Raw genomic sequence first — 15517 nt, forward strand, 5'->3', positions numbered from 1 at the left:
ACTATGACTATTTCTATCTGGAGATACAGCCACTTAGCGTTGGCTGTATCTTCTTTTGTTTTTATTGTTTTAGCATCTGTTACCGGAATTATTCTGGCATTTCAGCCTATTTCCGAACAGTTAGAGCCATACAATGTGGCCAATTTAGATAATATTACACTTGCCGAAACAGTCACTGTTTTTCAAGATAACTATCCGGAGATTATTGACATAAAAGTTGATGCCAACGATTTTGTAATCGCTACAGTTTTTACCGAAGACGGAAACAATTTAAGCGGCTATTTTAACCCCCAAACAGCCGAATATCTAGGAGAAGAATTAAAGCCTTCACCTTTTTTTCAATGGGTAACCAATTTCCATAGGTCGTTATTCTTAAAAAGCGTCGGCCGGTTTTTTGTAGGATTATGTTCCTTTTTATTGTTTTTAATAGCGGTTACAGGAACCATTCTAATCATTAAAAGACAACATGGTTTTAAGCGCTTTTTTTCAAAAATAATTAATGAAGATTTTAATCAATATTGGCACGTCGTTTTAGGTAGACTGTCTTTACTTCCTATCATTATTATTACGATTACAGGCGTCTATTTATCCTTAGAAAAATTTGATGCCTTACCAAAAACAAAAACTACTCATCAAGTAGATTTTGATACGCTTATAGAATCACCAAAACAGAATGCTTCAAATTTTAGCGTTTTTACAAACACGTCACTTTCCGAAGTAAAACATGTTGAATTTCCGTTTTCCAGTGATGTGGAAGATTATTTTACAGTAAAATTACACGATAAAGACTTACTTATTAATCAATTTACAGGAGCTATTTTAAGTGAAGTCAATACGCCAAAAGTTGAAGTTTTTTCAGCATTAAGTTTAAATTTACATACTGGGAAAGGCAGTATTTTGTGGTCTATTATTTTAGCAGTTGCCACGGCTAATATTCTGTTTTTTGTCTATTCTGGTTTTGCAATGACGTTAAAACGTCGAAAAAGCCGCTTGAAAAACAAGGTTAAAGCTGAAGATGCCGATATTATAATTCTTGTTGGCTCGGAAAATGGAAGCTCCATTCATTACGCCAACATGTTTTTTAAGCAATTAATTAAGCAAAATCAAAATGCTTTTATTGCCGAAATGAATGCTTATCAACAGTATCCAAACGCCAAACATTTGGTGGTTATGACGGCGACTTATGGGCAAGGCGATGCACCAACCAATGCGAACCAATTTCTTCAAAAGTTAAAGGAAATTACCAATACAAAAGATCTTAAATTTTCAGTCGTAGGTTTTGGGTCGTTAGCTTATCCAGATTTTTGCCAGTTTGCTTATGATGTCGATCAAGCACTTCAGCAAGTTTATAAACCCGTGTTGCCCATATTTACCATTAACGATAAATCGGTTGATGCATTTAGCCAATGGGTTAGCGATTGGAGTGAGGTTTCAGGGATTTCAGTAACTATTCCGCAAAAACATTTAACAATACAGCCCAAACAGCTTAAAAAATTAAAAGTGATAAGCAAGACTAAAACGAATGTTGACAATACCTTTTTAATCACTTTAAAACCTAAAAAGCATCATCAATTTACATCAGGCGATTTATTAGCGGTTTATCCTAAAAATGATTATAGAGAGCGCTTGTATTCTATAGGAAAAGTAGCTGGAAACATCCAATTAAGTGTAAAATTACACGAGAATGGGTTGGGTTCTGGGTTTTTACATTCGGCAGCAGATGGAGATAAAATCAAAGTGCGTTTGGTGAAAAATTCGGCATTTCATTGTCCCAAAAAAGCTAAGCAAATACTTATGATTGCTAATGGTACAGGCGTGGCGCCATTTTTAGGGATGTTACAACAAAATAAGAAGGTTGAATCACATTTATATTTAGGGTTGCGAACAGAAGAATCCTACCAGATATATCAAGAGCAAATAAAGCAATTTCTGTTTGATGGTAAATTAACAAAACATCATTTGGCATTATCTAGAGTAGGCGACAAACACTATGTTCAAGATCTCTTAAAGAGAGATGCTAAAGCGGTTGCCAAATTACTTTATAATAATTGTGTAATTATGATTTGTGGCTCGTTGGCAATGCATAAAAGTGTGATGAGTGTATTGGAAGAGATTACGGTAACGTATAACAATAAACCATTAAGTTATTACCAAAACAAGCAGCAAATAAAGAGCGATTGTTATTAAGCTGTAGGTGTTTCTGTGTTTTCTGAATGTTCTTCTGTAGAATCTTCGGTATTCAATATACTAGGAAAAATAGTAGGTGCCAAAGCTTTTACAGGTTGATATAGTAAAGATTCACTTAAACTGTCTTCATTGGCAAATGGGATTGTTTTATTCATTTTATCAAATACAATTAAAACAATACTTAAAATTAGGGCAATTTTAAGTGCGCCAAATACACCACCTAAAAGTTTATTTATAATACCTAAAGCCGCAAAATTGGCTAATTTGGTTAATGCTTTTCCTGCTAAAGCAATAGCCAAAACAATAACAACAAACGTAATGGCAAAGGCTGTAACATTAATAGCTTGTTCGTCCCAATCTACCTTGGCTTGTAAAAACTCAGCAGCATAATTACTAAAATGAATAGCGCCGTATACGCCAGCTACCAAAGCTACAAGAGAAGCCACTTCTACAAAAAGTCCTTTCATAAAGCCACGTACCAACCCAAAGAGGATTAAAGCCGCTAAAACAATATCAATACCGCTCATAATTTAATATTTCTGTAAATATAAACTAACTTTGCAACTTTAAAATTATTATGGCAAGAGACGAACAATTAAAAGAACGTTGGGATTTGGTGGTTACCAAACTCTCTAAACAGTTTGCAGATGGCGATGAATTAGACTTAGATGCTATTATTTACCTTATAGGAGTCCAGGAGTTAGGGCAATTCCATAGACGTTTTAAAAAAGATCATAAGTTAGACTTAATGCATATTGCTATTTGCCGCCTATTGGAACCTTATGGGTATTATGAGTTTGACTTTTTTGATGACGATGGCTGGCCACACTATAAAGTAAAAGAGCAATTACCACACTTAAAATCGGGTGAACAAAGCATACTTATGAAAGAAGCCATTGTAAACTATTTTATTGAAGCCGAGTTTATAGACTAACTTTTATTAAATTTGCACTCATTTTTAAACTATTATGATAGACGAGATTAAAGCACTTATTACCGAAGTAGAAGCCTTTACTGCAGATACTAAAAGTGATGTAGAAGATTTTAGAATTAAATACCTTGGTAAAAAAGGAATTTTAAATAAGTATTTTGCAGAGTTTAAAAACGTTGCAAACGACCAAAAAAAAGAGTTTGGTCAAACCATTAATGCTTTAAAGAATACCGTTCAAGATAAAGTAAACGCTTTAAAGGACGAATTAGATAGTAAAGAAGAAGTTAAAGGTATATATGGCGATTTGTCTAGACCTGGCGAACCTATTGAAATTGGTGCACGTCATCCTATTTCTATAGTAAAAAATCAAATTATAGATATTTTTTCGCGTATTGGTTTTAACGTTAGTGAAGGTCCAGAAATTGAAGATGATTGGCATAACTTTACGGCTTTAAATTTACCAGAATACCATCCAGCTCGCGATATGCAGGATACGTTCTTTATTCAAACCAATCCAGATATCTTGTTACGTACGCATACTAGCTCGGTACAAGTGCGATATATGGAAAACAATAAACCGCCAATTCGTACTATATCACCAGGTCGTGTGTATCGTAATGAAGCCATTTCAGCACGTTCGCACTGTTTCTTTCATCAAGTAGAAGGACTGTATATTGATAAAGATGTGAGTTTTGCCGATCTTAAGCAAACACTTCAATATTTTACTACCGAAATGTTTGGGAAAAGTAAAATACGTTTACGCCCATCGTATTTCCCATTTACCGAGCCAAGTGCAGAGGTAGATGTGTATTGGGGCTTGGAAACTGAAATAGATTACCGTATAACCAAAGGGACTGGTTGGTTAGAAATTATGGGTTGTGGTATGGTAGACCCTAATGTGCTAGAAAACTGTGGTATCGACCCTAAAGAATATTCTGGTTTTGCTTTTGGTATGGGTATCGATCGTATTGCCATGTTATTGCATCAAATAGGAGATATTCGCTTGCTAAGTGAAAATGACGTGCGTTTCTTAGAGCAGTTTAAAAGCGCTTTATAAGCTAAAAAACATACGTATTTTAAGCCGGCAATTCTGTCGGCTTTTTTATTTAACATTTATTTAACTTCGTTTAGTTCGGTTTGTTCCGAACCAAAATGTAATTTTGCAATCTAAAATTATAATGACAATGAATCAAGGTGAAAAAAGAAAATGCGAACTAGTTGAAAAACTAGGTATTTTTTTAGAGAAAAAAGAGCACATGGCTCCTGTAGCTGCTAGAATTTTTTCATACATAATTTTAACAGGCAAACAAGGAACCACTTTCGAGGATTTAGTTTCTAACCTTTGTGCTAGTAAAAGCACTATTTCTACACACCTTAATCATTTACAAGACCTTAAAAAGCTTAGTTATTTTACTAAAACTGGGGATAGAAAAAAATACTTTATCATAAACAAAGATACTACGGTGCAGACCATTAGTAATATGATAAACGAGTGGAAGGATGAAAAACAATTACATTTAGAAATAAAAGCATACAAAGAAGATGTTAATAAAAGCTTAGAAAAGGAAAACCAATTTGAACTTGACTATCATAAAAGCTTTATAGAGTTTTTAGATGGCGCCATAATCTCAATAAACAAATTAAAAGAAACGATAATTAATAATAAACACTAATCAATAGATAAAAATGAAACAATCAAAATTATATAGTATTGCTGTAATAGGCATGGTTGCCTTATTTTTTACAAGTTGTAAACAAGACCAACAACAAGGGCAACAGCAACAACAAGCCATGCCGTTGGCAGTAACAGCAGTTCCACAAAAGAATGTTACAGTATATACAACCTACCCAACGAATATAGAGGGTGTAATAAATAGTGAAGTTCGCGCCAAAGTTTCGGGTTATATACAAAAAGTTTTAGTTGATGAGGGGCAGAAAGTAAGAAAAGGACAAGCTTTATTTAAACTAGAAACACAGTCGTTAAGTCAAGATGCCGAAGCAGCTAAAGCGAGGGTAAATGTAGCACAAGTTGAAGTTGACAAACTAAAACCCTTAGTAGACAAAAATATTATTAGCGAAGTACAATTAGAAACCGCTAAAGCCAATTTAGCACAAGCCAAAAGTACTTACAATAGTATAATTGCAAATATTGGGTATGCTTCTGTAACAAGTCCAGTAGATGGTTATGTTGGTGCCATTCCTTATAGAGAAGGCTCTTTAGTAAGTGCCACAAGCGCAAAACCTCTTACAACCGTTGCTAGTATAGAAAAAGTGTTTGCTTATTTCTCCATGAATGAAACCGAATATTTAAATTTTCTACAACAAACAGAAGGAAAGACACTACAAGATAAAATTAAAAACTTTCCTAAAGTAGAATTAGTATTAGCCAATGGACAAGCTTATGAGCAAAAAGGAACTATAGAAACAGTAACAGGACAGATTGATGCCAATACAGGAACGGTAAGCTTTAGAGCTATTTTTAATAACCCAAATTTACTATTAACTAATGGTAACAGCGGAACAATTAAAATACCAAAACAGTACGAAAATGCTACAGTTGTACCACAATCGGCTACTTTTGAGCAACAAGGACAAACCTATGTGTACACTGTTGGAAAAGACAATACAGCTAAATCAACCTTAATGACAATACAAGACAAAAGCGATATGTTTTTAATTGTAAAATCAGGCGTAAAATCAGGTGATTTAATTGTAGTAAAAGGTATAGCTAAATTAAGAAACGGAATGCCTATACAACCTCAAAAAGTGGCGTTTGATAGTATTGTAAAGCCTATAAAACCGCTGTTTCAATAACATTTAGAAGAAAAGAATTATGTTAAAAACATTTATAGAAAGACCGGTATTATCTACCGTTATTTCCATCATCATAGTTATTTTGGGTATTTTAGGATATTCAGCATTACCTGTTGAACAGTACCCAGATATTGCACCGCCAACCATTCAGGTGAATGCCACCTATCCTGGTGCCAGTGCCGAAACCATTTTAGAAAGTGTTATCATTCCTATTGAAGAGCAAATAAATGGTGTTGAAGGCATGACCTATATGACATCTTCTGCTACAAACAATGGTACGGCAAATATTACAGTATATTTCGATCAAGAAATGGATCCAGATATTGCTGCTGTAAACGTACAAAACCGTGTAGCACGTGCCAACCCATTATTGCCACAAGAAGTAATACAAACAGGAGTAACAACACAAAAACAACAAACATCGGCATTAATGTTCTTGTCGGTCTACTCCGAAAATGAAGATTACAATGCCACGTTTGTACAGAACTACTTAAAAATTAATGTTATTCCAGCCTTACAAAGGGTTAATGGTGTAGGAGATGTAAACGTATTTTCTAATCAGGATTACGCCATGCGTATTTGGTTAAAACCAGAAAAACTGGCTAGCTATAATTTAGTGCCTTCAGAGGTAACGGCTGCGTTAAGAGAGCAAAGTTTAGAAGCTTCTGCTGGATCTTTAGGACAAAATGATGGTCAAGCGTTTTCGTATAATATTAAATATAGCGGACGTTTTAAAACCGAGAAGCAATACGAAGAGATCATTATAAAAGCTTTAGATAATGGCGAGTATTTACGTTTAAAAGATGTTGCTAAAATAGAGCTAGATGCACAAGGTTACGATTCGTATGGGTTTACTAAAGGATTTCCAAGTGTTAATATGGGGATTTACCAAACCGCAGGTTCTAATGCCCAAGAGATTATAAAAAACATTAAATCCGAATTAGACCGTTTATCTAAAGATTTTCCTAATGGCATAAAGTATCAAATTAATTACGATACGAATAATTTCTTAACGGCGTCAATGAACAAAGTAAGAAATACTCTAATAGAGGCTTTCCTTTTGGTATTCTTGGTGGTGTTTATTTTCCTTCAAGATTTCCGTTCAACATTAATTCCAGCTATTGCTGTGCCCGTAGCCATTGTAGGAACATTTTTCTTCCTTAATTTATTTGGCTATTCTGTAAACTTACTTACGCTTTTTGCCTTAGTATTAGCTATTGGTATTGTAGTAGATGATGCCATAGTTGTGGTAGAAGCGGTGCATGCCAAGATAGACGAAGGTGCTAAAAGTGCTAAAACAGCAACATTAGATGCCATGCACGAAATTTCTGGAGCCATTATTTCTATTACTCTAGTTATGGCAGCGGTATTTATTCCGGTAACCTTTATTCAAGGACCAACAGGAGTATTCTACGAACAATTTGGGGTAACATTAATTGTAGCTATTTTAATCTCAGCCATTAATGCTTTAACATTAAGTCCAGCATTATGTGCTTTATTTTTAAAAGGACATGATGAGCATGAACATGAAAACAAAAGCTTCTTACAGAAATTTTACGATAAGTTTAATGCAGGATTTAATGCCACTACCGAACGTTACGGAAAATCACTAGCCTTTTTATACAAAAACAAATGGATTACAGGTGTCTTATTAGTGCTTTCTGGAGTTGGTATTTGGTGGGCAGCCAATACAACACCAACAGGATTTGTACCAAATGAAGATCGTGGGGTTGTTTTTATGAACATTGAATTACCTGCAGGAGCTTCTATGGATAGAACAAATGCAGTAACTCAAGAACTTTACAAAAAAGCAACACAAATTCCTGGCGTTAATGGTGTAACCGTAATTAATGGTAGAAGTTTAATTAGTGGTGCTGGAACTAACTACGGATTAGGGTTTGTTATGTTAGATGATTGGAGTGAAAGAGAAACAGAAGACCTGTCATCAAATGCTATTGTAGGCAAGCTTTTTGGTATTGCAGCAACCATACCAGATGCTAATATTATTTTCTTTGCGCCGCCAAGTATCCCTGGTTTTGGACTTTCAGGTGGTTTTGAGGTGAATTTAATGGATAAATCTGGTGGAAGTTTTGAAGATCTAGATGCTGCCACACAACAGTTTATTGGTAACTTGATGAAACATCCAGAAATTCAGTATGGCCAGTCATCATTTAACACAAAATATCCGCAATACGAATTAGATATTGATGTGCCATTAGCAAAAAGATATGGCGTTTCAATAAGCAGTATTTTCTCTACTTTACAAGGGTATATAGGAGGTGTTTATGCAGCAGACTTTGCGAGATTTGGTAAACAATATCGCGTATATGTTCAAGCTTTGCCAGAAGATAGAACAGATGCGAATTCTCTAAACGAGTTATATATAAAAACAGGTAGCGGAGACATGGCACCTATCACTCAGTTTGTTGATTTAAATCGTGTTTATGGACCACAATCGGTAACCCGTTTTAACTTGTATAATTCAGCAAAAATAAGTGGTGCTTCCAACCCAGGATTTAGTACAGGAGATGCTATTGCTATTGTAAACGAAGAGGTTAAAAAGTTGCCAAGTAATTTTGATGTAGCATATTCAGGGTTATCTCGTGAAGAGGTAAATGCAGGAAACCAAACCGCCGTGATATTCTTGTTAGTAATTGTATTTGTTTACTTTTTATTAGCAGCGCAATACGAAAGTTATTTGTTGCCATTAGCGGTAATACTTTCATTACCACTTGGGGTATTTGGGGCTTTCTTTTCAACCAAAATTATGGGCTTAGAAAACAACATTTATTTCCAAATTGCCCTAATTATGCTAGTTGGTCTGTTGGCTAAAAATGCTATTCTTATTGTAGAATTTGCATTGCAAAGACGACGACATGGCGAAAATCTAGTAGATGCTGCCATACATGGTGCCAAAGCACGTTTACGTCCTATTTTAATGACCTCTTTTGCCTTTATTTTAGGATTAATGCCTTTAGTGTTAGCAAAAGGTGTTGGTGCCGAAGGAAATAATTCTATTGGAACAGGAGCCGCAGGCGGTATGTTAATAGGAACCATATTAGGGGTATTTGTTATTCCCATCTTATTCATTCTATTCCAATGGTTGCAAGAAAAAGTATCAAGTAAACCAGTTGTTATTGAAACTAAAGACGCTTAAATATGAATTCAATTATAAATAAAACACTCATTGTAGTCGTGATGGCTACAACCTTACAAAGTTGTTTTGTGGCAAAGGACTATACGCGTCCAGAGTTAGATGAAACAGAACATTTATATCGTACCGATAATTTACCACAAGATAGTTTATCTATGGCAGATGTATCGTGGAAAGATATGTTTACCGATACGTATTTACAACAGTATGTAGAAGAAGGCCTTCAAAATAATTTAGATATTCGTGTGGCCATACAACAAATGGCTGCTGCCGAAGCATATATGAAACAAGGTAAAGCAGGGTATTTACCAAGTTTTAATGCCAATGCACAAATGACACATCAAGAGTTATCAGAAAACAGTCAGTTTGGTGGATTTTTCTCTTCCATAGATCAATACGAACTTTCTGGAAGCTTATCTTGGGAAGCCGATATTTGGGGCAAAATACGCAGTAATAAGCGAGCAGGAGAAGCTAGTTATTTACAAAGTGTAGCAGCACATCAAGCTGTGAAAACACAGTTAGTGTCGGCTATTGCAACAACCTATTATCAGTTAGTGGCTTTAGATGCTCAATTAAAAATTACCGAGCAAACTATTGCTACAAGGGATAGTAGTGTTTACACAATTAAAGAGTTAAAAAATGCCGGACAAGTAAACCAAGTTGCTGTAGACCAAAATATTGCTCAGTATAACAATGCTAAGGCTTTAAAAGTAGAGTTAGAGGCAGCAATTTTTAAAACCGAAAACACACTTAACTTACTTTTAGGCAGGCCAGCTGCAACGATAGAACGTAGTGCTTTAGATAATCAGCAATTGGAGGCCGATATTAAATTAGGTGTTCCAGCAACCTTATTACGTAACAGACCAGATGTAATGGCTGCCGAATATGGCTTAATTAATGCATTTGAAATGACAAATGTTGCACGAAGCGATTTTTATCCTTCGTTAACATTAACAGCTACTGGCGGATTTCAAAGTTTAGAGTTAGACGAGTTATTTAATGCCAACTCGTTATTTGCGAATATTATTGGCGGTTTAGCACAACCTATTTTTAATAAACGCGCTATAAAAACACAACACGAAGTAGCTGTAGCACAACAAGAACAAGCATTATTAAATTTTAAGAAAACGTTATTAACCGCAGGTAACGAAGTATCAAACGCGTTATACGATTATAATGCTGAAACCGAGAAGTTTGAGTTTAGAGAAAAAGAAGTAAAAGCATTACGTAATGCCGAAGCAAACTCAGAAGAGTTACTTAAAAATGGTTATGCTAACTACTTAGATTTATTAACAGCTAGACAAAGTGCTTTAAGTGCAGAACTTAACATGATTGACAATAAGCTTAATCAACTATTAAGTGTGGTAAATTTATATGAAGCGCTTGGTGGCGGCTGGAAATAAAATAATGATAACTAAGGATAACTTATTACAATGTTCGGTAGCCAATTTTACGGCTTTTGGTAGTAAACGGTTTACTATGGATGAACTTGCGAGTACCTTAGGTATTTCTAAAAAAACTATTTATAAATTTTACAATAGCAAAGAGGATCTAGTTGTAGATAGTGTGTCGTTTTTAGTAACAGATTTTGAAAAAACCGTTAGCGACATTATTACAAAACAACAAGATCCTCTTGTTTGTATTATTGAAATTTATAAACATGGCTTTGAGCGATTAAAACATTTTAAACCATCTTTTATATTTGGGCTAAAAAAGTATTACCCAAAAGCAAACCAAGTGTTTGATGCCTTTAGAGATAATATTGTAAATAATACTATTTATGGGTTATTACAGCAAGCGCAGCAAAAAGAGTTTATAAGTAACGATGTTAATTTAAACCTTTTTTGCGAGTTGTATTTTAATAGATTTGAAGAAATGGCCTTTAAAAACAATGCCCTTTTTGAAACGTATTCAAATACAGAGTTATTAAATCATTTTGTAATATTTAATTTAAAAGGCATTTCAAACAAAGGATATTCTAACCCTTATTATTAGTTATTTAGTGTTTCTTGAAACAGTTTAAAAATGCGTCGGTATTCATCAGACCAACTGCTGCTTTCAATAAATCCGTGACCTTCCATAGGGAATACAGCTAATTCCCAACGGTCTTTTTTCAATTCTATTAAACGTTGCGAGAGCCTCACAACATCTTGAAACTGCACATTAGTATCAACCATACCGTGTAACATTAAAAGATGTCCTTTTAAGCCATCGGCAAAATAAATAGGCGAGCTACGTTTATAAGCTTTAGGATCTTCAACAGGTGTATTTAAAATATTTGCAGTATAGCCATGGTTGTAATGAGCCCAATCTGTAACCGAACGTAATGCTGCACCACTTTTAAAGGTGTCAGGTGTTTTAAACATGGCCATTAAAGTAATAAACCCACCATAAGAACCACCATAAATTCCAAGCTTATCTTTAGAGATGTTATGATGCTCTACAAGATATTTAGCTCCATCAATTTGATCGGTTAAATCCTTTCCTCCCATGTGCCTGTAAATGGCCGTTCGCCAGTCTCTACCATAGCCTTTACTAGCTCTAAAATCAATATTTAAAACCGTATAACCATTATCTGCTAAGAGGTTATGAAACATATATTCACGATAGTAAGACGACCACCATTGATGCACATTTTGTAAATAACCAGCACCGTGAACAAAAATTATGGCGGCACCATTACTTTTTTCAGGGTTTGGTTTAAATAATGTAGCAGGAACTTTTGCTCCATCTCTGGCTTTAAATGATATAATTTCGGGATCTTTCCATGAATAAGATTCAAAATCTTCTGAAGTAGAGTTTGTAAGTTGCGTCATGGGTGCCTTAGGGGTGTTATCCATAACATATAATTCCCAAGGTTTATTTTTATAAGAGTATCGTATAGCTAATTTGGTTTCATCTGGTGAGATGGTAACTTCATGCCCCCCTTTTTTTGTAGTTATTTGATGGAGTTTTCCGCCATTTACAGATAAGTGATAAAAATGTGTTTCATGTGGACTAACCTTATTACTAGTTATGTAAAAGGTGGACTTGTCTTTAGAAAGTGTTGCAGTTTGGATCTCGAATTGTCCTTTTGTTAAAGCTGATGTTTTTCCAGAAGTTACATTTGTAGTATATAAGTGTGCATAACCAGTTTTTTCAGATTTATACCAAACAGTTTCCTGGTTTAACCAACCCATTTCTGGTCTAGAAAACCAACCAATACCAGGACCGCCAATCCAAGCGTCATCATGTTGATGATCTACAAGGTTTAAACTACCATCTTCTAAATTAATAGTCATAATCCAACGGTCTTTGTAATCTTGCGAGGTGATATTTATTAGTGTTTTATCATCTTTAGAAAATAGAGGATTACCAAAATTTACAGGTCTTGGTTCGTCGTAAGTGTTACTGTATTCTTCTGAATTTTCAAGGTAGTCTTTTAAAAAGTCAGGTTTGTTTTTAATGCCTTCGATTTCATTAGTTTTTACTTGGTAAGTTTTATTTGTGTTAAGGTTTAATATCCAAGTTTGGTAGTTATATTGCTTGCTACCAACTTTTGAACGTGCATTCAAATCTTTAGTGTATCCATCTTTAGTAACAAAATCTGGAACAATAGTGTTTTTTCTGTTAGGCGTTTTATAAAGTTTGTAAACAACATACTTTAAGCTAGGTGAAATAGTTAAGTTTCCAATTCGCCATTTTCCAATATAGGTTGGTTCTAGCTGTTTTAATGCGCTTTGTTCGCGCCTATATTGTTTGGCTTGTTTTTGGTGTTCTCTTTCGGTTAAAATATCAAAAAGTGCTAGTTGATCGTTTTCTAACCACTCTTCTTGAGAGGAAGGCTTTTTATCACGAGGTTCTTTACCTGTTTTAAAATAGGTGAGTTGCTTTGTTGTGCCAGAATTAATATCCCATTGATATAAGTTATTACTTTTTTTGTAAACAATACTTTTGTTATCGCCAGAAAAAACAGGGTTACTTTCTTTTTCAACCGTATGTGTAATGCGTTTAATACTGTAATTATGAGTATTCATTAAAAAAATATCCCCACTTTTAGCATAGACTTTCATGGTAAAATCGCTTGAAAAATTGCCTTGATTGGTTTTTGCTTTTAAATCTTTAAAAGTCATTTTTTCAATGGCTTTTGTGGTGGTGTTAACCTTGTATGTAGAACGAATGGTATCGTTATCTGGGTTCCAACTAAAATAAATATCGTTACTGTTCTCGGACCAACTAATGTTTGTAGGTAAGTAGCCCACAAAGTCCTCGCCTTTCATTATCTCATCAATAGCAAGTGTTGAGGTGTTTTTTACTTGAGTGAATCCGGAAAATGATAAAAATAAAGAAAGCGATAAAAACAGAAGATATTTCATATTGCAGGCTAAAAGATTAATTTTGCACTAAAAGTAACCTATTTAGGTTTAAGTAAAAAAACAGATGAAAAAAGATATTGAAATCCCAAAGGTTGAAGGTGTTTATATGGCTGCGGTAAGTGAGTTTAACGATACCCATAGAACGCACGACTGGAATGTGTATTTAGTGAATGACAATGAGTTTGCTTTGGATACGGTATTAATTGTGTCTTTAGGGTATTCAACCGATAAGAAAACATCTGTTATGCGCCATAAATTAGATGTTTTACCAGCAAAAAGCTATGCGAAAGTCGAGTTTTTACAAGAAGATGTTTTGGCTTTAAATAACGAGTTTAAAGTTACTTTTTTTAAGGATAGCCAAATGTTTGATAAAACCTATATTTTTAAGAAAAACACGATTAATAAAAATGCATTACAAACAATTCCGTTAATGGAAACCAAAGGGGTTTTGGTTAGGTGAAAGTTAATACATAGTTGGCTGCAGAATTTTATTCATAATTTCCAAATAAAGGATAATTGTCATCATTATATCCAAAAGGTGTTGATACTTCAAGTGTATAATATAATTGAAAAGTACCATCGTCCAATCTGTCATATGCATTTATTACATAATTGCTATAATTGTTTTCAGAGAATGAGCGATAGAAAGCTCCAAGTAAATAGTGTTTTCCTTTGAATGGATTAGGGCTTGAATCATATTCCTGAAACAGTATTTCAGTCTTATCATTTATTTCGAAATTTAGATCATACTTGAATTTTTCAACTTTTATTAAGTTATTGTTTTCTAGATAAAATTTTCTGAGGAGTAAATTTTCATCATTTTTTTCGAGAATCAAATTGTCTCCATAATAATAGTTTAGTACCAAACCATCTCTCCTTATAGCTTTCTGTATTTGATTATTACTAATTATGTATTCAACAGGATTTTCGGGATTATCGGTAAAATAATAAGGTGCCGTTTCTGGATGTGTATAAACTTTATAAGTATCATTTAATTTAATTATTGAATCGTAAATATCATTAGTCAACCTTTTGTTTAGGTAAGATGAAAATGGATCATAGATCTCAAACCCTCCAATTACTTTAGTTATATTTTGATTTTGGTAATTAAATACAATAGAATCTAATTGAGAAAACGTAAAATTATTATCAGTAAACCTGATATCATCATTAAATAAAAGATATTGAACGTCACTGTCTAGAAGATTATTCGAATACTCATTTTCTATTTCATCATCGTTACTACAGCTAGTTAATAATAAGATTGGAATTATAATGTTCAGTAGAGTTCTCATTTTATTAGTTTTATTATACTCGGATATAAACTTTCCGTTTTTCCTTTACTTGTTTTAAAAGCAAAAATTATTGGCAATATTATGTTTATGGCATAAAGCCCAATAAAAATATAAAATAGAATGGGGTAATATCCATAATGCATGATTTTAAAAAAAGCGAATGTAGTTATAGATATAAAAGTGAAAATTGACCATATTATCTGATAGTTCAATAAATTTGCTCCGATTTTTTTAAATCCAATTATTTTATCCTTTTTATTCATCCACATAATTAAAGGAATAATTATGTTTCCAACAGGAATCGCTAAAAAGGTTAGTACAGTAAGATGAAAAATAGTTAGATAAGTTTTGTCTGTTTGTTTTCCATAATCCAAAACATCTTCTGCGTTGATTTCAAGAACCTCACAAATCAAATTCAGGGTTTTCCCACGAGGCTCACTTTCGTTATTTTCGATGCGCTGAATTGTTCTTAAATTTACTTTTGCCGATTCAGCTAATTCTTCTTGGGAAAACCCTTTTTTCCTTCTTAATTCCTTAATTTTTTTTCCTATCTCGTTCATAGTTAATTTTGATTTATTGTTTTTACAAAACTACTTATGAAAGTGTCTTTTTGATAACGGTTTCTTTGCGACATTTTTACGACATTCTTGTCGATATACTGACTTTGTTGAGTTTTTTAATTCGTGCTAGCGAGTTTGTATATGGTTTGTTGCGTGGTCAAGTACGTAATTTAGCAAATAAAAACCGAACAGAAAATCCGCGAGGATTTTCAGAAGTAGGC

13 protein-coding genes are annotated in these 15517 nt (G+C 33.8%); 9 read left to right on the forward strand and 4 right to left on the reverse strand.

The window, feature by feature from the left end; genetic code table 11:
* Positions 1–3: 3 nt before the first annotated feature.
* Complete coding sequence (locus tag EJA19_RS01880; RefSeq protein ID WP_125466641.1) at positions 4–2187, forward strand: PepSY domain-containing protein; 2184 nt, start codon at positions 4–6, stop codon at positions 2185–2187.
* Here the strand turns inward: EJA19_RS01880 and EJA19_RS01885 are convergent.
* Positions 2184–2714 carry a CvpA family protein gene (locus EJA19_RS01885; protein WP_125466642.1) on the reverse strand — a complete coding sequence of 177 codons (531 nt, stop codon included), beginning with the start codon at positions 2712–2714 and terminating at the stop codon, positions 2184–2186. The two genes, EJA19_RS01880 and EJA19_RS01885, sit on opposite strands and share 4 nt — an antisense overlap.
* 50 nt (positions 2715–2764) lie before the next feature.
* Here EJA19_RS01885 and EJA19_RS01890 point away from each other — a divergent pair, with 50 nt between their 5' ends.
* The 7 genes from EJA19_RS01890 to EJA19_RS01920 all read left to right on the forward strand — a co-directional run bounded on the left by EJA19_RS01890 (position 2765) and on the right by EJA19_RS01920 (position 11081).
* The gene (locus EJA19_RS01890) at positions 2765–3121 is read left to right on the forward strand and encodes a hypothetical protein (protein ID WP_125466643.1); all 357 of its coding nucleotides are present in this window, start codon (positions 2765–2767) and stop codon (positions 3119–3121) included.
* Between the two features lie 34 nt (positions 3122–3155).
* Complete coding sequence (gene pheS / locus EJA19_RS01895; protein WP_125466644.1) at positions 3156–4175, forward strand: phenylalanine--tRNA ligase subunit alpha; 1020 nt, start codon at positions 3156–3158, stop codon at positions 4173–4175.
* Between the two features lie 127 nt (positions 4176–4302).
* Complete coding sequence (locus tag EJA19_RS01900) at positions 4303–4791, forward strand: GbsR/MarR family transcriptional regulator (protein ID WP_125466645.1); 489 nt, start codon at positions 4303–4305, stop codon at positions 4789–4791.
* Positions 4792–4804: 13 nt separating this feature from the next.
* Positions 4805–5932, forward strand: a complete 1128-nt coding sequence (locus tag EJA19_RS01905; protein ID WP_125466646.1) for an efflux RND transporter periplasmic adaptor subunit — start codon at positions 4805–4807, stop codon at positions 5930–5932.
* A gap of 19 nt (positions 5933–5951) precedes the next feature.
* Positions 5952–9089, forward strand: coding sequence for an efflux RND transporter permease subunit (locus tag EJA19_RS01910; protein ID WP_125466647.1), 3138 nt, complete (start codon positions 5952–5954; stop codon positions 9087–9089).
* A 2-nt stretch (positions 9090–9091) separates the two neighbouring features.
* Positions 9092–10489 carry an efflux transporter outer membrane subunit gene (locus EJA19_RS01915; RefSeq protein WP_125466648.1) on the forward strand — a complete coding sequence of 466 codons (1398 nt, stop codon included), beginning with the start codon at positions 9092–9094 and terminating at the stop codon, positions 10487–10489.
* Positions 10490–10493: 4 nt separating this feature from the next.
* A complete protein-coding gene (locus EJA19_RS01920) occupies positions 10494–11081 on the forward strand; it encodes a TetR/AcrR family transcriptional regulator (protein ID WP_125466649.1) in 588 nt (195 codons plus the stop codon).
* Here the strand turns inward: EJA19_RS01920 and EJA19_RS01925 are convergent.
* On the reverse strand, positions 11078–13441 hold the full coding sequence (locus EJA19_RS01925; RefSeq protein ID WP_125466650.1) for a S9 family peptidase: 2364 nt from the start codon (positions 13439–13441) through the stop codon (positions 11078–11080). The genes EJA19_RS01920 and EJA19_RS01925 overlap by 4 nt on opposite strands.
* A gap of 64 nt (positions 13442–13505) precedes the next feature.
* On the opposite strand from EJA19_RS01925, the gene EJA19_RS01930 reads away from it, so the two are divergent.
* Positions 13506–13901, forward strand: a complete 396-nt coding sequence (locus tag EJA19_RS01930; protein ID WP_125466651.1) for a hypothetical protein — start codon at positions 13506–13508, stop codon at positions 13899–13901.
* Positions 13902–13929: 28 nt separating this feature from the next.
* On the opposite strand, the gene EJA19_RS01935 is transcribed toward EJA19_RS01930, so the two are convergent.
* Both EJA19_RS01935 and EJA19_RS01940 read right to left on the reverse strand, forming a co-directional pair.
* Positions 13930–14736: a hypothetical protein gene (locus EJA19_RS01935; protein WP_125466652.1), complete on the reverse strand. Its 807-nt coding sequence runs from the start codon at positions 14734–14736 to the stop codon at positions 13930–13932.
* Positions 14733–15296: a helix-turn-helix domain-containing protein gene (locus EJA19_RS01940; protein ID WP_125466653.1), complete on the reverse strand. Its 564-nt coding sequence runs from the start codon at positions 15294–15296 to the stop codon at positions 14733–14735. The genes EJA19_RS01935 and EJA19_RS01940 overlap by 4 nt, the downstream gene beginning before the upstream one ends.
* Positions 15297–15517: the final 221 nt, after the last annotated feature.

The organism is Mangrovimonas spongiae, from assembly GCF_003944795.1.
In the GTDB taxonomy this organism is placed as follows: Bacteria; Bacteroidota; Bacteroidia; order Flavobacteriales; family Flavobacteriaceae; genus Mangrovimonas; species Mangrovimonas spongiae.